This window comes from Gluconacetobacter entanii (assembly GCF_003206495.1).
Classification (GTDB): domain Bacteria; phylum Pseudomonadota; class Alphaproteobacteria; order Acetobacterales; family Acetobacteraceae; genus Novacetimonas; species Novacetimonas entanii.
The window spans coordinates 62,136-79,695 of the sequence record NZ_NKUF01000007.1; the positions used below are offsets into that span (position 1 = coordinate 62,136).

The following is a 17,560-nucleotide window of genomic DNA, read 5'->3' on the forward strand; positions in this document are numbered from 1 at the left end:
CCGGTCCCGACGCGGGGGCCGCAGCCATGCCGGAGCCGAGGTGCAGGGACCAGTTTGATATGCTTACATTGCCACCCGATTATCATCCCTCGGAATCCGAGGAATTCATGAATCCCCTCCAGGTGGAATATTTCCGTCACAAGCTGTTACGCTGGCGCGGCGAGCTTCTGAAGGAAGCGGACGAGACATTGGCCAGCCTGTCCGAAGGCGGCATTCACGAAGCCGACATCACCGACCGCGCCAGCGTGGAAACCGACCGTGCGCTGGAACTGCGCACCCGTGACCGCGCGCGCAAGCTGATCACCAAGATCAACCAGGCGCTGCAGCGGATCGAGGCGGGGACCTATGGTTATTGCGAGGAAACGGGCGAACCGATCGGCCTGAAACGGCTGGAGGCGCGCCCCATCGCCACCCTGTCGATCGAGGCGCAGGAACGCCACGAACGCATGGAAAAGATCCACCGCGACGACTGATGATGCCTTTTTCCGCCCCGCGTTGGCACAGGATGCATAAAATCCCATGAAAAGGGGTTGCAACGCAGGGCGGGAAAAGCTACCAACCGCCCACGGCGTCGCTGCTGTAGCTCAGTGGTAGAGCACTCCCTTGGTAAGGGAGAGGTCGACAGTTCAATCCTGTCCAGCAGCACCATGATTCCCTTGTCTGAATGACCATAAAACAGCCATTTATGGCGGGTCTCTGGCAATTCGCTCATCCATGGAAAATCTCTGGCCGTTCGCTTTCGTCCATCTTGATGCGATGCCGATCCCCTTGGTTCCGTGGAAAAACCGTGGAGTGATTTCCGGTTCTATCGTGAGATAAGCGGATCCGTGTGCTGAAAATCCGCGGACACGACATCGGGATAATTCACCAAACGTTTTCGGGCGTCGCCTACACCTTTTCCTTGTCCGGTCGCGCCTGCGCCTCCCTGCGCTGTTCCATCTCCGCCGTGATGAGGCTGAGTGCATGGCGGGCGGCGTTTTCGTTGCCGTGGGTGAAATCCGCACGGCACAGGTCACGTATGATGGTGGAAAATCGGGCGTCCTCGTCCACGGCGGCAAAGCGCTGCACCGCGTCGGTAATCAGGCGTGACAGGGGCATGCGGGGCCGCACCTCCATCCCCAGCCATTCATGGATATAGAACACGGCCTGTTGCAGGTCCGCCGTCCCGTCATGCGTGCTGGCGCGCCACCCATGCCAGACGCACCGCACCGCATTGCCAAGGCAGAAGGACATGTGACGCGCGATGTCGATACACGCCACCCCCGACGGGTGCCGGTACGGGACGGGAAAAGCCGCGTCAGGAGCAGGATGGTCGGCCACAGGACAGTTTCCTTGTTGTTTTGTCCTGCATTGTGCCGGATCGGGACAATCCGCGCTTATGCCAGTTGTGCGAACGCGTCATGCGCCAAAGCTTCATGCAATCGTCACACCGCCATCATGGGGTGCCTGCTATGGAACCGGTGCCCGCGCTGATGCGGGTGACAGCCAGAGGTGTCCGGATCATGAAAGCGAAATCCGATTGCCCCCCGAAACCCACCCGCGATCCCCACGAGGAATGGCGACTGGCCCTGATCCACGCATGGAAAAACCGGCGGGGGTATACCCGTCCGACCGACATGGCCTGCCGCAGTCCCGATGAAGATTTCATCCTCGACGAATTCTGACACTGGCTGACGCGCGACGCGGCGGCAGGGGCGGGGCCGCGCACCCGTGGTCCCGCCCTTCGTGCCCCGGTCCCGGCATGTTGCCTCCCGGCGGGCCTTACTGCTGCTCCGCCGTGCCGGGCGAGGACGGTGTGGACGGGGTGGTGGAATGATATTTCGAGTGCTGGTGCCCGTGCCACGTCTTGCCGTTATGAATCGGTGCCTGCGTCTGTGCCCACGTTTCCCCGGTGCCTGAATTGGGGGGAGGCTGGGTCCCGGGCTGTTCGGTGACGGTGCGCGGGTTGTTCCACAGCTTGTCCGACGGATTGACCCGGTTCCCCGTGCTGTCCGTGGCGGAGGGCGGGTTGCGGCCCACTTCCGATGCGGCGGAATTCGCCGTGGGGGCGGGCGGGGTGGCCGTTTGCGCGGCCGCCAGCGTCGGAACACCGGCCAATGTCGCCAGCACGCAGATGGAACTGAAATGGATTTTCATGATGTTTCCTTTCTTGCGGAATACCGACAGATACGAATCCCAACAGGCTGCGTGCAAAAAGGTTGCGCAGACGTCCACATGCGCCACGCGCGGGCATGTGTCATGGCGGACGGGGCGGAGGGTGCGCCGCTTTGACCGATCGGTACGGACACCCACGGGCGACACCGCGCGCCGTACCGTCATGGACGAATGACCCTCTCCGGTTAATGTCCTGATATAATGGTCAAAAGTTTTCGGGTGCCGCCTTTTTCCAAAAAGGCGGCCTCCTCGAAGCTTTTTGGAAAAAGCTTCACCAAAAACCTTTATGACGGTTTCATTCATCCGGGCCGGTTGTCTCTCCCTTGGAGGGCGGATCGCTGGCGGGGAAACTCTCTTCAAGCGCCTCGTCACGATCATGGTCTTTTTCGCTGTCCGGCTTGGGGACGGGTTTTTCGGGATCGTAGGCTGTGTTCGACATGGGGGTGTTCCCTTTCCATGGTGCGGACTCCCTCAACAGCATGGTTGCGGCGGAGTTCCGGAAATACCGCGCCGTCCAGCAGGCCAGCATGGGCGGCGGGATGGGTTGCGGGTCGTCGATTGGCTGGGGATCCTCGCCGGGTTCCGGTGGGTGCGTGGGTGGCACCGGCGTTCCGGGCGGCATGGGCGGCACCGGCGCGGGGCAGGGGGGCTGGTCCAGGAAATGGTGTGATACGGGGGCAAAGCGCATGTCCGTGTCTCCCTTGCGTACAAGGGGGCAACGGGGATCACCACGACCGGTTCCGTATGCCGCGACGCCAAAAAAAATCGCCGGGCCCACGATGAAGTGGACCCGGCGACAGGACGCGGCTGAAAAGGAAAGGATCAGAAGTCTTTGCTGAAGATTTCTTGAAAAAGCCTTGAAAGAACGCCGCCTTTTTCGATCAGAAGGCGGCTCCCTTAAATTGCTGCGGGATTTGTCAGTCCAGCCGGACCGACGGCCGCACGAACACATCGAGCCAGTCCACAAGGCACGAAACAAGGCCGCGGAACGTGCCGTAAAGTTCGAACTGGTGCTGGCGATACAGCATCAGGTGGACCATGCGCGCGGTAATGCCCCTGAGCCACCCGCCACCGAACACCTTGCCGCCGGGGAAGGTGCCCCAGCCATTGTAATCGCCAAGGGCGACGACCGCGCCCTTGTTATGGAACGCAAACGGCTGCAACTGCCCGCCATTGATCCAGCGCGGCAGGTAGCGCGCCAGGTGGTGCGCCTGCTGGCGGGCGACCTGTGCCGTGGGGGCCACCGGCTTTTCCGCGATGAAGGCGCAGTCGCCCATGGCAAAGATGTTGTCATCTTCCAGAAGCTGCAGCGTCGGGCGCACCTCAAGCTGTCCGGAGCGTGACAGTTTCAGCCCGGCGAACTTGCGCGTCACGTCCGGCGCCTTCACCCCTGCGGCCCAGACGCGCAGGGTGGCGGGAATGCGCGTCCCGTCCTTGAGCATGTAGCCCTTTTCGTCCGCGCCGCTGACCATGGCCGAAGTCATGACCGTCACGCCGATCGCCTCAAGCTGCTTCTGCGCTGCGGCGGAGACGGATTCAGGGAAGGCCGGCAGGATGCGCGGCCCGGCCTCCAGCAGCGTGATCTTCAGCTTGGGCGGCTTCTTGCCAAAGCTGTAAAGGGCCGCGAGGTCCAGCGCCTTGTGCAGTTCGGCGGCAAGCTGCGTGCCGGTGGCACCCCCGCCGACGATGGCGATGTCGAGTTCCTCGTTATTGCCGAACGCCTTGAGCAGTTCCATGCGGAAACGGTCGTTGAAGCCGTTGGCATCGACGAGGTTGTCGATGAACAGGCAATGCTGGGCCACGCCGGGGGTGCCGAAATCATTGGCGCGGCTGCCGATCGACAGCACCAGCGCATCATATTCCAGCTTGCGTTCATCCAGGATGACCTCGCCGGTGGGTTCGACCACGGGGGCGAGCGTGATGGACTTGGCCGTGCGGTCCAGGTCCGAGATCTCGCCGGGCCAGAACTCGAAATGGTGGCGGCTGGCCTGTGACAGGAAACTGATGCGGTCGTTCTCGTTCGCGGCCGTGCCGGCGGCGAAGCAGTGCAGCATCGGCTTCCACACATGGGCGAAGCTCTTGTCGACCAGCGTGATTTCCGCGCGTCCCGACTTGCCGATGGAATCACCCAGACGCGTCGCCAGCGCCAGGCCCGCGATACCACCGCCGACAATCACCACCCGAAACTTTTGTGCCATCCTATGCCTCTTTCACCCCTGCCGCACAGTGTCCCGGCCCCCGTGGGAAAAACCCTGTCGCATTCCTGATATTTCAAAAACTGTTCATGTCGTGTGCCATCCACGCCCGTATGCGGGGACGGAAGACGGCAACGGCCGACCCGGCAAAATAACCGGCCCGGCCGCACCGCCTGCGCATCATGCCGTGGCGGCCTTCGCCGCCACGACCTGCGATCAGAAGAAGCCGAGCTTCTTTTCGCTGTAGCTGACCAACATGTTCTTGGTCTGCTGGTAGTGTTCGAGAACCATCTTGTGGGTCTCACGGCCGATGCCGGACTTCTTGTATCCGCCGAACGCCGCATGCGCGGGATAGACGTGATAGCAGTTGATCCACACGCGGCCCGCTTCCAGCCCGCGACCCATGCGGAAGCAGGTGTTGGCGTCGCGGCTCCACACGCCCGAACCCAGACCGAACGGGGTGTCGTTGGCGATGGCCAGCGCTTCTTCTTCCGTCTTGAAGGTCGTCACGGCCAGCACGGGGCCAAAGATTTCCTCCTGGAAGATGCGCATCTTGTTGTTGCCCTTGAACACGGTCGGCTGCACATAGCATCCCTTGTTCAGGTCACCACCCAGGTCCGGACGGCCGCCACCGGTCAGAAGCTGGGCGCCTTCGCCCTTGCCGATGTCGATGTAGGACAGGATCTTTTCCTGATGCCCGTGCGAATTCTGCGCACCCATCATGGTGTTGGGATCCAGCGGGTTGCCCTGGCGGATCGCCTTGATGCGCGGCAGGGCGCGTTCGATGAACTTCTCATAGATCGATTCCTGGACCAGCGCACGGCTGGGGCACGAACAGATCTGACCCTGGTTCAGGGAGAACATCGTGAAGCCTTCGATTGCCTTGTCCAGGTAATCGTCGTCCTTCTCCATGATGTCGGCGAAGAAGATGTTGGGCGACTTGCCACCCAGTTCCAGCGTCGCGGGGATCAGGTGTTCGGCCGCAGCGTGGGCGATCATCTTGCCCGTCGGCGTCGAACCCGTGAACGCGATCTTGGCGATGCGGTTGCTGTTGGACAGGGCAGCACCCACGTCCTTGCCCAGGCCGTTGACGATGTTCAGCGTGCCGGGCGGGAACAGGTCCCCGATCAGTTCCATCATCACGAGGATGCTGGCGGGCGTGCTTTCGGCGGGCTTCATGACGACGCAGTTGCCGGCGGCAAGCGCGGGCGCCAGCTTCCACGAACCCATCAGCAGCGGGAAGTTCCACGGAATGATCTGCGCGACAACGCCCAGCGGTTCGTGGAAGTGATACGCGATGGTCGTGTCCGTGATTTCGCTCAGCGAGCCTTCCTGCGCACGGATGCAGCCAGCGAAGTAACGGAAATGGTCGATCGCCAGCGGGATGTCGGCGGTCAGGGTTTCACGGATGGGCTTGCCGTTGTCCCACGTTTCCGCACGGGCGAGCAGGTCGAGGTTTTGCTCCATCTTGTCCGCGGCCTTGAGCAGGATCAGCGCGCGATCGGCGGGGGAGGTGTGGGCCCAGGCGGTCTTCGCCTTGTGCGCGGCATCGAGTGCCAGTTCCACGTCGGCAGCGGTGGAGGCGGGAACTTCGCAGAGCACGCGACCATCGACCGGCGAGGTGTTCGTCAGGTAATGGCCTGCGATCGGCGGCAGCCACTTGCCACCGATGTAGTTTTCATAGCGAGCCTTGAACGGCGGCTTCTCGGTCGTGTAATCGGAAGACATGAGTCATGTTCCCTTGTGGTTTTATTGTGACCAGGCATGTATTCCATGGAAATATGAAATACAGTTCCGTGGTTATCAAATCGTCCGGCGTTGCCGATCCCGGGGCAGGTTCCGCCTGAAGCCCGTATTCCGACAAGGGAATGCGATGAGGGCGATCATATGCAGAACCCATGTTGTTCTTGCTGTTATGGCATTCGTTTCTTGAACTTCTGTGCCGGGATGAAATATTCGCGCATTTTCCACCCCGGTCTGCCGGTATCAGGGATCGGCGAGGAAAGAACAAAACCGCCGGATACAGCGGAATGTCTGTATCCATTGGTATATAGATAAATTGTGATCCGCAAGCATAATCGCGATCACGTATACGTGATATCGACACTCAATGTCACAATATGATCCATGAAAATACTTATATTACAATGTGTTATCCTGATGAGATTTTTTCAGGATTTCAATAAATGAAACATGATGAAAGAGCAGTTGCATAAAACGGCAACGGGCGGGACGGGGGAATCTGCGCCCCGGTGCCATAATTTCACATGGACGGCGCACAGGCAGGCGGGAGTCGTGGAACATGCAGGGCCCCACAGGGCGGAAATGCGAATCCGGCACCGCATGCCACCGGGCGGAGGTCCGCCATATACTGTGCATCGCATTTCCCATGTCGCGCCCGTGCCACCTGTCGTCCCGTCGGGGCAGGTCGTGGCATGCGTGCCGCACGGGGCGCACGGGCGGAGGATGGGGCTGACGCGGGGTGTGGGCATGCGGTATCACGCGCAGGTACGGCCGACACAGACCAGAGTACAAGGAAGCGCAATGACCCAGCAGACCCCGACCACCCCCGCCACCGACGATCCCACGGCCCAGGGCAAGGCCGCCGCCGTCCGGGGCGAACCCCTGATTGAAAACCCGTTCAAGGAAGACACGCCCGAATTCGCGCAATGGTCCGCAGGATGGTGGAGCGTGCGCGAAAATGATGGCGATGAAGATCCGCTGGACCAGGCCTGAACCCGACGGCGCCTGCAATCCCGCGGCTGTATCATTACATCGCCGTGACCTCAGCACGTTGTTACCACAACCGTGTTGTATCGTTATTCAGATGTGTCATTAATAAGAAACAGGAACGCTGTTTTTCCAGACGGTTGTGACTGTTCTCAGGTTGGCGGCATTCCTTCGGGGGTGTCGCCTTCTGTATTGAGGGGTGGTTTTTTCTTTGGCAGGAAAGAATTTCCCTTGAAAAAAGAACCTAAATCTGTCATATCCCAAGTATGACGTTCCAGCGAATAGCACTCTGATTGCTTCGTGACCACAGCAACACGCCATTGGTCGCCACCGTCTTTCCCCAACATGACTGCATATTATGGCCAGGTGCATCCCTGTATGCGCCGGGTATACCGTGCGGACTCTGTCCAGGTCAGGACCTGCCCATGTCATTGCCGATGTTGAAGCTCATACGTTTTGCCCTCCTCCCGGGCCGCAAAACTCCATGATCTCCAACATCAGGGCACCACGACATGAGCAAAATGAATTCTTCCGATGATGATGACGGCTCCTTTGACGAGCTGATGGCATTATGGAATGCGCAGGAACCTGATTCGAGCGAGGAAGAGGACGGGGAATGTGGCCCCTTCATCCTTGGGGCCGACAGCCTTGATGATGAGGATGATGCCCCGTCACGGCAGCCTGAACCCGTCATCCCGCCTGACGCCGTAGAACCCGCAGAGTTTGCGGGGGACGGGGAGTCCGGGGATGAAGGCATCCATATCCTGCCTGCGAATTTCAAATTTCCGCAGGTGAAGACAGGCACGCGCACGCCCGACCGTTTCGCCAGCGTGCGGCGGCTGGAAAAGCCGGTGCATCTGCATGTCCCGGATTTCGTGGAATCACGCATCGGCCTTGCACTGGAGGCCTGCCCCCACGCGGCGGACGCGGTGGAGGCGATGGCCCATGCCGAACGTGACCTGATGGCCTGGGGCACGCCGGGGCGGATGCGTCCGGTACTGCTGGTCGGGCCGCCGGGATCGGGGAAATCCACCGTCGCGCGCCATTATCACGAGGCGCTGGGCTATGCCGTGCAGAAGCAGAACGTGGCCGGCATGTCCGATGCCCTGTCGCTGGTGGGGACGCACCAGACCTATGGCGATTCCAAGCCGTCGATCGTGACGGAGGCCATCGCCCACAGCGGCATGGCCAATGTCTGCATGATTATGGACGAGGTGGAAAAGGCCCCGCGTGAAAGCCGTAACGGGACGGTACAGGATGCGCTGCTGCAGTTCCTCGACCTGACGGAGGCGCGGGCCTTTCGCGATGTGTACCTGAACACCTCCGTCGATGTCAGCCACGTGCGCTGGGTCCTGACGGCCAACGACCTGGGCATGGTCAGCGCGCCGCTGCGTTCGCGCTGCACGGTGGTGCATGTGCCTGCGCCCACGGTCGAACATGTGCCTGCCCTCGCGTGGAACATCATCCGCGAAATCGAGGTGGAACGGAACCTGCAGCCCGGCTGGTTCGACCTGTCCGGCTATGAAATGACGAAGCTGCAGGAAGTCTTTACCGGCGACATGCGCATGCTGCGCCGCTGCGTGGAGGTTGTCCTGCGTGAACAGGTGCGTCATTGGGCGCGGGCCTGACCTTGTGAAAGCTTCCGGATGCCGCCTTTTCCTAGGAAAGGTGGTGTCTGGTGAGGCTTTTTCGTGCGTCATTTGAACGTTTGGTACATGCCCCTCAGGGGCTTTGCCCCCGAACCCCCACCAAAGGGTATTACCCTTTGGAAACCATGATTTTTAAATCAAATTCAGGGGTCGTGGGGCAACGAAAACTGCCGGAACTGTTGCGCCTGCCATGCATGCCGGATTGCAATACAGGGACATCAGGCCCATATCCATTGTTATAACATGATGGCCGGAGGAGTTCAGGGCGTGATTGATCGTGATCTGCAGGTTGAAATGCTGCTGTCCATGCAGGCGGCGGGTGGGACGGTCGCATTGCAGATCCCCGATGGCGCGGATGAACAGAAATATGCGCGCAACCTCCTCGACCTCGAACTGCAGGGTTTCTGTACCGGCGGCGTGTCCGCCACGGCGCAGGGATTTCGCGTGCAGGGCGAAAGCACCATTACCGATGCGGGCCGCCAGTTCCTTGCCCGGCCGGAAAATGTGCAGATCACGATGAAAAGCCCCGACATGCTCGCAGCCCTGCGCCAGCGTGTCGCCAGTGATCCCACCCTGTCGGAAGAAAAACGGCATGAACTGCATGGGGCGCTCGACGGGATGCATCCCCTGACGCTCCGCGCGCTTGGGCGTGACCTGCTTGACGCAGCGCTTGAGGACGGGCCGCATGCGGTCTCGCTCCTGCGCAAACATTCCGGGACCTGAAACCGCTGTTGCGGAGTCTCCGTGCCCGTGTCGTGTGCGCGCACGGAGTCCCGGCCGGTCTTTTTACGTAAAAATGGTTACATAATATTACGTGAGGCCCCCTGCGCGTCGATGCATGGCAGCCATGTCCCCAGTGGCGGGGCATCGTAAGGATGTCCGGGCCACGCCATGCGCAGGCAGAACCGGCACGCAGCTAAAGCCCTGATTTCGGCTGGGGAATCGGCAGGGAAGGGATGTCGGGGGGGACTGTCGCCCACGGTGGGGCAGGTTGTCCGGACCTTGGGCTATTGTGCCCAGACTCTTGAAAAAACAAGAGAAAAATGGTGCCGACACTCGGAATTGAACCGAGGGCCTACTGATTACGAATCAGTTGCTCTACCCCTGAGCTATGTCGGCGAAAGTTGAGCGCTTGATATCCGACGTTGGACGCGGATGCAATATGCCAAATGCGCCATTCCTCAATTTAATTCGCGTTGTATGGTGGGGCCGGCATGAGAACATTCATCAAGACCCTTCCCGCCCGGCTGGGCTGTCAGTCGCTTGGCGTCGCCCCGGCCCCGGCCGAGCACCTGCGTGTCATCGGCGGGCTGGCGGAATGTCCGGGCTGCGGGCTGTACCAGCATGTCCCCGAACTCCAGCCCGGGCAGCTTGCGGCCTGCCCACGCTGCGGGCAGCACCTGCAGAAGCGCAGGCGCACCGCGCCGGTGGCGGCCCCCCTGGCGTTCTGCATCAGTTCGGCGGCGTTCTACCTCGCGGCGCTGGCGTCCTCGCTCATGACGCTCAATGTGTATGGGCGCGAACGCACGGTGGACCTGCTGACCGGGCCGATGGAACTGCTGCACGAAGGCTGGGGGGAGGCAGGGCTGCTGGTCGGCGCGGTGACCATCATGGCGCCGGCCGTGGCCATCGGCCTGATGTTCGCCATCCTGTATGCCGGCACGCGCCCGACCCTGCCGAACTGGGCGCCGGGCATCCTGATCTGGTACGAGAAGCTGCGGCCATGGTCGATGGTGGAGGTCTATATCCTTGGCATCTTCGTCGCCTATACCAAGCTGACGGACATGGCGCATGTCGATGTCGGCCCGGCGGTGTACCTGATCGGCGGGCTGATGCTGACGATGGCGGTGACGGATTCGACGCTGGACACCGAACGGATCTGGCGACACCGCAGGGTGGATGCGCTGACCCGCCTTGACGACGGGGACGTGGTGGAAATCGACTATGTCCATGTGGACGATGTCGGCATGCCCCCCGTCGAACGCCTTGTCGCGTGCCCGTCGTGCGGGCTGGTGGGGGAGATGGAACACCCCGTCAGCAACCTGCACTGCGTCGGCGCCTGCCCGCGCTGCGGCCACAGTGTCTGGCGGCGCGCGCCCGAATCCCTGACGCGCACGACGGCCTACCTGATCGCGGCGGTCACCTTCTACATCCCGGCCAACCTGTATCCTGTCATGACCTTCATGCGCATGGGCGGTGGCGGCGGGCACACCATCATCGAAGGGGCGCTCGAGTTGTGGAGCGACGGGATGATCCCGCTGTCGCTGCTGGTCTTCTTTGCCAGCATCACGGTCCCGATGCTCAAGATCATCAGCCTTGCCACCATGGTCGTCATGACGTGGCGCGGGTCGCGGCGCGGCCTGGTGCGGCGTACGCGCCTGTTCCGCGTGGTCGATATGGTGGGCCGGTGGTCGATGATCGACGTGTTCATGATTTCCATTCTGGTGGCGGTGGTGCGTTTCAACGCGATGGCCACCGTCACCGCCAATGCCGGGATGGTGGCGTTCGCCGCCGTCGTGGTGCTGACGCTGTTCGCGGCATGGAGCTTCGACCCGCGCATCATGTGGGATGCCGCCGGCATGAACGGTGAACTGGTCGATGGCCTTCCCCGCGCCGTGCTGAAACGCCAGGACACCGACAACACTCCGCAGGGGCCGTCGCGTCCCGCACACACATCCGCGGCGGCTCCCCGCCCCGCTGCCAACATGGAGCCGAACCAGGCGTGAACGATTCCCCGAACGATCCCCGCAACGGGCGATCGCCCACTTCCATCCCGCAGTCCGATACGCGCACATACCGGTTTTCCGTCATATGGCTGGTGCCCATCGTCGCCCTGCTGATTGCGGGCTACCTTGGCTGGCGGGGGCTGACGACGCGCGGCCCGGTCATCACCATCACGTTCGACACCGCCGATGGCCTGACAAGTGGCCAGACCGAGGTGAAGAGCAAGTCCGTCTCCCTCGGCACGGTCGAATCGATCCGGCTGAGCGATGACCTGCATCATGTGGAGGTCGGCGTGCGCATGACGTCCGCCGCGTCGCGGATGATGACCAGCAACGCGCGGTTCTGTGTGGTGCGCCCGCGCATCAACGGCGCCAGCATCACCGGGCTGGAAACCGTGATGTCCGGGGCCTACATCGCCATGGACCCCGGGGAGCCGGGCGGCCGCCACACGACCTTCTTCAAGGGGCTGGAATCCCCGCCGGGCGTGCGTTCGGACCAGCCGGGCCATACCTATACCCTGATGACGCCCAGCCTCGGCTCCATCGGGCAGGGCGCGCCGATCTTCTTCCGCGATGTCGTCGCGGGCGAGGTGCTGGGCTATACGCTGCCGCCGGGTGGGCGCGGGCCGATCAAGGTGCAGATCTTCGTGCAGGCGCCCTATGACCAGTACCTGCGCACCGATACGCGCTTCTGGAACGTCTCGGGCGTGCAGGTCGGGCTTGGGGCCGGTGGCCTGAAGGTGAAGCTGCAGTCGCTGCAGGCGCTGCTGTCCGGTGGCATCGCATTCGCGCCGCCCGATGCGCGCGACGAACATCTGGTGCAGCCCAACTCCGACACCGTCTTCCGCCTGTATGACAGTCAGGAGGAAGCCGACGCCGCCGGGTATCGCGAACGCATCCCGCTTGTCACCTACCTCACCAGCCCCGTTGCGGGCCTGACGAAGGGCGGGCGGATGACCATGTTCGGCATCCAGGTCGGCACGATCGACGATGTGAAGCTGCTGGTGGACCCGCATACCGGGCAGGCGCGCGTGCGCGTGGCCATGGAGCTTCAGCCCGAACGTGTGCTGAACGACCAGGAAGTGCCCGCCGACGCCCTGCGCGCCCTGCTGCATACGCAGGTGGCGAACGGGCTGCGCGCCTCGGTCCAGAGTGCGAGCTTCCTGACCGGCGAATCCGAAATCGCGCTGACCTTTGTCAAGAACGCGCGTCCCGCCACGCTCACGCAGGAAGGCGACGCGCTGGTCCTGCCGGGACAGGCGGGCGGCATGGCGGGCATCATGGATTCGGTGTCCACCATCACGGACAAGGTCGCGGCGATGCCGCTGACGCAGGTGGGCGAGAACCTGAACAACCTGCTGGCCCATGCGGATGCCCGCATCAACAGTGCCGACATGCGGCAGGGGCTGTCGTAGCTGCGGGCGTCGATGGAGAACCTGCAGGTCATCTCCCACGATGCGCGCGCGCGTATGCCGCAACTGCTGGCGGGGCTGGATTCCACGCTGAAGAACGCGAACTCGCTGCTGTCCAGCTATGGCGGCGATACGGATTTCCACCGCAACCTGCAACAGATGGTCGTACAGCTTAACTAGGCGGCGCGGTCGCTGCGGTTCCTGTCCGACTTCCTTACCCGCCATCCCTCGGCGCTGATTACGGGACGATAATCCGATGACCCAGTCCTTGAGCATCCTCATCCCCGCGCGCGCCCTGCGCCGCGCGGCACTGGCGCTGGCGGCGGCGACACCGCTGCTGGCGGGCTGCGGTTCGGCGGACCCGACGCTCTACAGCCTCGCCCCCACGCAGGGCAGCCCCATGGGGCAGGCCCCCGCCGTGATCGAGGTCCGCACCCCCGGCGTGCCGCCCGCGCTGGATCGCGACCATATCGTCGGCCAGCAGGCGAATTACAGCCTGACCACCCTGCCGGGTGCGGCGTGGAGCGAACCGCTGGCGCAGATGATCGGCGACACCCTGACCAGCGACCTGCAGCAGCGCCTGCCCGGTAGCTCCATCTTCGCGCAGAACAACGCGACGAGCATGCCGGCCAAGGCGTTCGTCGAACTCGACGTGACGCAGTTCGCCCGTGACGCGACGGGGCAGGTGCGCCTGTCGGGCACCCTGTCGGTCCATCGCGCGGGCGACCCGGAAGCCGGCACGGCGCAGGCCTTCTCGCTGGCGACGGCGTCCGGCAGCGGGGCCACGGCCATGGTCGCGGGGCTGAGCCAGCTTCTGGGACAGGTGGCCGATAGCGCGGCGCAGCGGCTACAGACCCTGCCTGCCGAGGAAGCGCCGCATCACGCGCGGTAGGGTGCTGTGTGCCGGCGTGCAGGGGCGTCGGTGTGTGGTGACATCCGGGCTCTGCCCGGACCCGGCAGGGAGCGCGCTCCCTGCACCCTGATTCGCTTAGAAGTCGTGGTTTCCAAAGGGCAATGCCCTTTGGTGGGGTTTCAGGGGCAAAGCCCCTGAGGCCGTCGGCACATGAAACACCCGGGCGCTGCCCGGACCCGGCATGGATCACGATCCCTGCACCCTGATTCGTTTTAAAAGTAGTGGTTTCCAAAGGGCAAAGCCCCTGGATTCAGGCCAGCGTGTTGGCGTAATCCTTCAGATGGCTGACGAATTTCAGCCACTTTGCGGCCTCGGGGTCCACGAAATGCACGTCATCGGGCGCGCGGCGGGGGGTATCGGCGGCAAAGAACACGACCGGGTCGGTCCCGATCGGCCGGACGCCATGCACGACATTGCGCAGGAAGGACACCATCTGCCCGGCCCGCAGCTTGCGGGGTGGTTCGTCCTCGATCAGGAATTCCAGTTCGCCACGCAGCAGCAGCAGGTGTTCGTCGCACTGCGTATGATAATGGCGGGGCAGGGGGTGATAGATGCGGAACAGCCGCATGCTCGCCTCCGCCGAATCGGTCAGGTAGGCATCCACGATCAGCGTGTCGGCCTGATCGGGGAACAGCTTTATGATCTCGTCGAAATCCGCGAATCTGTAGCGTTCGTTCATCGTGCGTCCTCCCGTATGCTGGCGTGGCAGTGTAACGCGGGGAGGGGGCACGGCCCACGGTGTTCCATGGCGCCCCAACGAAAAAAGGCACCCGCCGGGGGTGCCTTTGCCGTGATCCGCAGGTGCGGGAAGGATCAGACCTTCTCGACCTGGTTGTATTCGAGGTCCACCGGCGTGGAACGGCCGAAGATGGAGACGCTGACGGTCAGGCGGCCCTTTTCCTCGTCCACTTCCTCGATCGTGCCGTTGAAGGACGTGAACGGGCCATCGGCCACGCGGATCTGTTCGCCCACTTCGAACGTGACGGAGGGACGCACGCGCTCGACGCCTTCCTGCGCCTGCTTCATGATCCGCTCGGCCTCGACCTTGGGGATGGGCGACGGCTTGGTCTTGCTGCCCAGGAAGCCGGTCACCTTCGGCGTGTCCTTGACCAGGTGCCACGCCTCGTCCGTCAGTTCCATGTTGACCAGCACGTAGCCGGGGAAGAACTTGCGCTCGGAATTGACCTTCTGCCCGCGACGGACCTCGGTCACTTCCTCGGACGGGACCAGGATTTCACCGAAATGGTCGGCCAGCCCCTTCTGGGCGGCCTGTTCCTTGATGTGCTGGGCGATCTTCTTTTCAAAGCCCGAATAGACGTGGATGACATACCACAGCTTGGCCATGGCCGAACTCAGCCTCCCAGTCCAAATAATTTACGCACGCCAAGGCCGATCACCTCGTCGACGAGGAAGAAAAATACCGATGCCAGCCCGGCCATCGCCAGGACCGCGCCCGTCGTCATCAGTGTCGCGCGACGGGTGGGCCATGTGACCTTTTTCGCCTCGGCGCGGACTTCTTCTACAAATTTCGCGGGACTGACCGACACGAAACATCCTTCCTGCAACACCCGACGCGCCTGACCGGGATGCCCGGCTGGCGCGGGGGCCTGAAATCCGGTCAGCACGGCGTTGTCCTGACCAAAACATGCCAAGCCGGAAGGGGGGGAATTATCCCGACCGGAGAATGGCAGGGGTGGAGGGTCTCGAACCCGCAACCTCCGGTTTTGGAGACCGGCGCTCTAGCCAATTGAGCTACACCCCTGCAAAGCCGCTATCGACCCGCCATCTGGGAACGGGAGGTGATCCCGCCATCCGGCCTGCCCATGCGTACCCGGCACAGTGAGGCGGAAAAGAATACGTCTGGCGGTGAAAGTCAAGGGGGCGTGTGCGATTTCATGCACATGGGCGTAAAAAACGTGTGCGTGCGCGACGAAAGTGCGCGGCCCTGCGCAAGGGGGCTTGCAACCCGTCCCCGCGCCGCATTATACATGCCCCGAAATGGGCGGGCGTAGCATAGTGGTAATGCAGTAGCCTTCCAAGCTTCTGAGGAGGGTTCGATTCCCTTCGCCCGCTCCATTCCCCCCATTCATGATGATTGTGGCTCCCGCTTCGCACGGAACGGGTTTTCGTGTCGGGCCTGTCCGGCGGGTCCTCAGGGCGTCGCGGCCTGCGGGTGCTTCCGACCGACGGAAACCAGAGCGCCATGACCGCCCCCATCCCGCCATCCCGCCCTGCCACGGCGCGCCCCGCCCCGGTACAGTCCCCGGTACATTCGACCATCGTGCTGGTGACATGCTGCCTCAGCCTGCTGCTGGTGATGATGGACGTGACCATCGTCAATGTGGCGCTGCCGTCGATCCGCACTGCCCTGCATGGCAGTTTCTCCACCCTGCAATGGGTGGTCGATGGCTATACCCTGATGGTCGCCAGCCTGCTGGTGCTGATGGGCGCGATCGCGGACCGTCTGGGGCGGCGGCGGGTGTTCGTCGCCGGGATTGCCGTTTTCTGCCTCGGTTCGATGCTGTGCGCGCTGTCGGGGTCGATCCCGTTCCTGGTGGGGGCGCGCATGCTGCAGGGAATCGGTGGCGCGATGCTCAATCCCGTGGCGCTGTCGATCATCGCCAATGTCTTTACCGAACCGCGCGCCCGCGCGCAGGCCATCGGCGTGTGGGGCGGGGCCTCGGGCGTGGCGCTCGCGCTGGGGCCGGTGGTGGGCGGGATCCTGGTCCACTGGGTCAACTGGCAGGCGGTGTTCTGGGTGAACGTGCCGATCGGCATCGTGGCGATCTTCCTTTCCCTGCGTTTCATCCCCGAATCCCGTGCCCCGCATACACGCCCGTTCGACGCGCCGGGGCAGTTGCTGGTGATGGTGACGCTGGCGATGCTGACGGCGGCGCTGATCGAGGTGCGCGATTTCGGCTGGGGCGATCCGGTCATCTCCGGCTTCCTGTCGCTTGGCGTGCTGGCGATGATCGGCTTCGTGATCGTGGAGCAGCGCAGCGCCGCGCCCCTTGTGGACCTGCGCTTTTTCCATGCCCTGCCGTTTTCGGGGGCGATCGTGACCGCGATCCTCGCCTTTGCGGTGTTCAGCTCGTTCCTGTTCCTCAATACACTCTACCTTCAGGGCGCGCGCGGGATGTCGGCCCTGCATGCGGGGCTGTGCACGCTGCCGTTCGCGGTGTGCAGCAGCATCTGCGCGCCGCTGTCGGGGCGTCTTGTCGGGCGGATCGGCGCGCGGGTGCCGCTGTTGCTGTCCGCGCTGGGATTCGGGGGCAGCGCGCTTTTGCTGACGGGACTGTCAGCCACGACGCCGCTTGCGCTGCTGCTGCTGGCGTACGGGCTGTGCGGGTGTGGCTTCGGGCTGTGTAACGCGCCCATCACCAACGCCGCCGTGGCCGGCATGCCGCGCAGCCAGGCGGGCGTCGCGGCGGCCCTGGCCTCCACCAGCAGGCAGGTGGGCGTGCTGCTGGGGATCGCGCTGTGCGGCACGCTGACGGGCGGGGCGGCGGGACAGGCCGGGACGATCCGCTGGGCGCTGTTCGCGCAGGCGACGCATCGCATGTGGTGGGGGATGTTCGCCGCGGCGATCCTGATCGGGGTCATCGGCATCATCGTGACCAGTGCCCGCGCCCGCGCCAGCACGCAGGCGGTGGCGGCGCTGATGGCGGCGGGGGAGGGGGCCGCGGTGCCCGTGGCGGCTTCCCGGCGGGGGTGATGCGGTTCCCGCATGATTGATATGCGGGTCGTGCACCTCCTATTGGCCATATCATGACGAATCGTTCAT

Annotated in this window: 17 protein-coding genes, 4 tRNA genes and 1 pseudogene; 11 read left to right on the plus strand and 11 right to left on the minus strand. The window is 63.2% G+C overall.

The window, feature by feature from the left end:
• Window positions 1–59 precede the first annotated feature (59 nt).
• Window positions 60–473, plus strand: coding sequence for an RNA polymerase-binding protein DksA (gene dksA / locus CFR72_RS05080; RefSeq protein ID WP_003621930.1), 414 nt, complete (start codon window positions 60–62; stop codon window positions 471–473).
• A gap of 100 nt (window positions 474–573) precedes the next feature.
• Window positions 574–648: transfer RNA gene (locus CFR72_RS05085), tRNA-Thr, on the plus strand.
• Window positions 649–888: 240 nt separating this feature from the next.
• On the opposite strand, the gene CFR72_RS17780 is transcribed toward CFR72_RS05085, so the two are convergent.
• Window positions 889–1,320 (minus strand): hypothetical protein, encoded by a 432-nt coding sequence (locus CFR72_RS17780; protein WP_208629969.1) that lies wholly within the window; start codon window positions 1,318–1,320, stop codon window positions 889–891.
• A gap of 182 nt (window positions 1,321–1,502) precedes the next feature.
• On the opposite strand from CFR72_RS17780, the gene CFR72_RS17490 reads away from it, so the two are divergent.
• Window positions 1,503–1,664, plus strand: coding sequence for a hypothetical protein (locus CFR72_RS17490; RefSeq protein WP_167400305.1), 162 nt, complete (start codon window positions 1,503–1,505; stop codon window positions 1,662–1,664).
• A gap of 97 nt (window positions 1,665–1,761) precedes the next feature.
• Here the strand turns inward: CFR72_RS17490 and CFR72_RS17990 are convergent, their stop codons facing one another.
• The 4 genes from CFR72_RS17990 to CFR72_RS05115 form a co-directional block, all read right to left on the minus strand.
• Window positions 1,762–2,136, minus strand: a complete 375-nt coding sequence (locus tag CFR72_RS17990; protein ID WP_244182181.1) for a hypothetical protein — start codon at window positions 2,134–2,136, stop codon at window positions 1,762–1,764.
• 313 nt (window positions 2,137–2,449) lie between these two features.
• Entirely contained in the window at window positions 2,450–2,842 is a 393-nt protein-coding gene (locus CFR72_RS05105) for a hypothetical protein (RefSeq protein ID WP_110912943.1), read from the minus strand.
• Between the two features lie 229 nt (window positions 2,843–3,071).
• Complete coding sequence (locus CFR72_RS05110; RefSeq protein WP_110912944.1) at window positions 3,072–4,352, minus strand: NAD(P)/FAD-dependent oxidoreductase; 1,281 nt, start codon at window positions 4,350–4,352, stop codon at window positions 3,072–3,074.
• A 213-nt stretch (window positions 4,353–4,565) separates the two neighbouring features.
• Window positions 4,566–6,077, minus strand: coding sequence for an aldehyde dehydrogenase family protein (locus tag CFR72_RS05115; protein WP_110912945.1), 1,512 nt, complete (start codon window positions 6,075–6,077; stop codon window positions 4,566–4,568).
• A gap of 816 nt (window positions 6,078–6,893) precedes the next feature.
• Here CFR72_RS05115 and CFR72_RS05120 point away from each other — a divergent pair.
• Window positions 6,894–7,085: a hypothetical protein gene (locus CFR72_RS05120; RefSeq protein ID WP_110912946.1), complete on the plus strand. Its 192-nt coding sequence runs from the start codon at window positions 6,894–6,896 to the stop codon at window positions 7,083–7,085.
• 146 nt (window positions 7,086–7,231) lie between these two features.
• Here CFR72_RS05120 and CFR72_RS17110 read toward each other — a convergent pair whose 3' ends face one another.
• Window positions 7,232–7,426 carry a hypothetical protein gene (locus CFR72_RS17110; RefSeq protein ID WP_146220652.1) on the minus strand — a complete coding sequence of 65 codons (195 nt, stop codon included), beginning with the start codon at window positions 7,424–7,426 and terminating at the stop codon, window positions 7,232–7,234.
• A 165-nt stretch (window positions 7,427–7,591) separates the two neighbouring features.
• Here CFR72_RS17110 and CFR72_RS05125 point away from each other — a divergent pair, with 165 nt between their 5' ends.
• Together CFR72_RS05125 and CFR72_RS05130 are read left to right on the plus strand one after the other, a co-directional pair.
• Window positions 7,592–8,707, plus strand: a complete 1,116-nt coding sequence (locus CFR72_RS05125; RefSeq protein ID WP_110912947.1) for an AAA family ATPase — start codon at window positions 7,592–7,594, stop codon at window positions 8,705–8,707.
• A gap of 288 nt (window positions 8,708–8,995) precedes the next feature.
• The gene (locus CFR72_RS05130) at window positions 8,996–9,451 is read left to right on the plus strand and encodes a hypothetical protein (RefSeq protein ID WP_110912948.1); all 456 of its coding nucleotides are present in this window, start codon (window positions 8,996–8,998) and stop codon (window positions 9,449–9,451) included.
• 321 nt (window positions 9,452–9,772) lie between these two features.
• Here CFR72_RS05130 and CFR72_RS05135 read toward each other — a convergent pair.
• Window positions 9,773–9,847, minus strand: a tRNA-Thr gene (locus CFR72_RS05135).
• A 95-nt stretch (window positions 9,848–9,942) separates the two neighbouring features.
• Here CFR72_RS05135 and CFR72_RS05140 point away from each other — a divergent pair.
• The 3 genes and pseudogenes from CFR72_RS05140 (at window position 9,943) to CFR72_RS05150 (ending at window position 13,755) form a co-directional block, all read left to right on the plus strand.
• Window positions 9,943–11,454, plus strand: a complete 1,512-nt coding sequence (locus CFR72_RS05140; protein ID WP_110912949.1) for a paraquat-inducible protein A — start codon at window positions 9,943–9,945, stop codon at window positions 11,452–11,454.
• Window positions 11,451–13,115, plus strand: a pseudogene (locus tag CFR72_RS05145) (PqiB family protein). The gene CFR72_RS05140 and the pseudogene CFR72_RS05145 overlap by 4 nt, the downstream one beginning before the upstream one ends.
• Before the next feature lie 4 nt (window positions 13,116–13,119).
• Window positions 13,120–13,755 (plus strand): PqiC family protein, encoded by a 636-nt coding sequence (locus CFR72_RS05150; protein WP_110912950.1) that lies wholly within the window; start codon window positions 13,120–13,122, stop codon window positions 13,753–13,755.
• A gap of 271 nt (window positions 13,756–14,026) precedes the next feature.
• Here CFR72_RS05150 and CFR72_RS05155 read toward each other — a convergent pair whose 3' ends face one another.
• From CFR72_RS05155 to CFR72_RS05170, 4 genes are all read right to left on the minus strand, one after another.
• Complete coding sequence (locus tag CFR72_RS05155; protein ID WP_244182182.1) at window positions 14,027–14,506, minus strand: cupin domain-containing protein; 480 nt, start codon at window positions 14,504–14,506, stop codon at window positions 14,027–14,029.
• Window positions 14,507–14,589: 83 nt separating this feature from the next.
• A complete protein-coding gene (gene nusG, locus CFR72_RS05160; RefSeq protein ID WP_110912952.1) occupies window positions 14,590–15,120 on the minus strand; it encodes a transcription termination/antitermination protein NusG in 531 nt (176 codons plus the stop codon).
• A gap of 8 nt (window positions 15,121–15,128) precedes the next feature.
• Window positions 15,129–15,323: a preprotein translocase subunit SecE gene (secE, locus tag CFR72_RS05165; RefSeq protein WP_040512887.1), complete on the minus strand. Its 195-nt coding sequence runs from the start codon at window positions 15,321–15,323 to the stop codon at window positions 15,129–15,131.
• Between the two features lie 138 nt (window positions 15,324–15,461).
• Window positions 15,462–15,538: transfer RNA gene (locus tag CFR72_RS05170), tRNA-Trp, on the minus strand.
• Between the two features lie 240 nt (window positions 15,539–15,778).
• Between CFR72_RS05170 and CFR72_RS05175 the strand changes: the two genes are divergently transcribed.
• Window positions 15,779–15,852 (plus strand) — tRNA-Gly (locus tag CFR72_RS05175).
• A 127-nt stretch (window positions 15,853–15,979) separates the two neighbouring features.
• Window positions 15,980–17,491, plus strand: a complete 1,512-nt coding sequence (locus tag CFR72_RS05180; protein WP_244182185.1) for an MFS transporter — start codon at window positions 15,980–15,982, stop codon at window positions 17,489–17,491.
• The last annotated feature ends 69 nt before the right edge of the window (window positions 17,492–17,560 follow it).

Excerpts from the sequence above, each read along its gene's own strand:
- dksA (WP_003621930.1), top strand. The coding sequence starts at position 60 with ATGCTTACATTGCCACCCGATTATCATCCCTCGGAATCCGAGGAATTC.
- CFR72_RS17490 (WP_167400305.1), top strand. The coding sequence starts at position 1,503 with ATGAAAGCGAAATCCGATTGCCCCCCGAAACCCACCCGCGATCCCCAC.
- CFR72_RS17990 (WP_244182181.1), bottom strand. The coding sequence starts at position 2,136 with ATGAAAATCCATTTCAGTTCCATCTGCGTGCTGGCGACATTGGCCGGT.
- CFR72_RS05105 (WP_110912943.1), bottom strand. The coding sequence starts at position 2,842 with ATGCGCTTTGCCCCCGTATCACACCATTTCCTGGACCAGCCCCCCTGC.
- CFR72_RS05110 (WP_110912944.1), bottom strand. The coding sequence starts at position 4,352 with ATGGCACAAAAGTTTCGGGTGGTGATTGTCGGCGGTGGTATCGCGGGC.
- CFR72_RS05115 (WP_110912945.1), bottom strand. The coding sequence starts at position 6,077 with ATGTCTTCCGATTACACGACCGAGAAGCCGCCGTTCAAGGCTCGCTAT.
- CFR72_RS05120 (WP_110912946.1), top strand. The coding sequence starts at position 6,894 with ATGACCCAGCAGACCCCGACCACCCCCGCCACCGACGATCCCACGGCC.
- CFR72_RS17110 (WP_146220652.1), bottom strand. The coding sequence starts at position 7,426 with ATGTTGGGGAAAGACGGTGGCGACCAATGGCGTGTTGCTGTGGTCACG.
- CFR72_RS05125 (WP_110912947.1), top strand. The coding sequence starts at position 7,592 with ATGAGCAAAATGAATTCTTCCGATGATGATGACGGCTCCTTTGACGAG.
- CFR72_RS05140 (WP_110912949.1), top strand. The coding sequence starts at position 9,943 with ATGAGAACATTCATCAAGACCCTTCCCGCCCGGCTGGGCTGTCAGTCG.
- CFR72_RS05150 (WP_110912950.1), top strand. The coding sequence starts at position 13,120 with ATGACCCAGTCCTTGAGCATCCTCATCCCCGCGCGCGCCCTGCGCCGC.
- nusG (WP_110912952.1), bottom strand. The coding sequence starts at position 15,120 with ATGGCCAAGCTGTGGTATGTCATCCACGTCTATTCGGGCTTTGAAAAG.
- CFR72_RS05180 (WP_244182185.1), top strand. The coding sequence starts at position 15,980 with ATGACCGCCCCCATCCCGCCATCCCGCCCTGCCACGGCGCGCCCCGCC.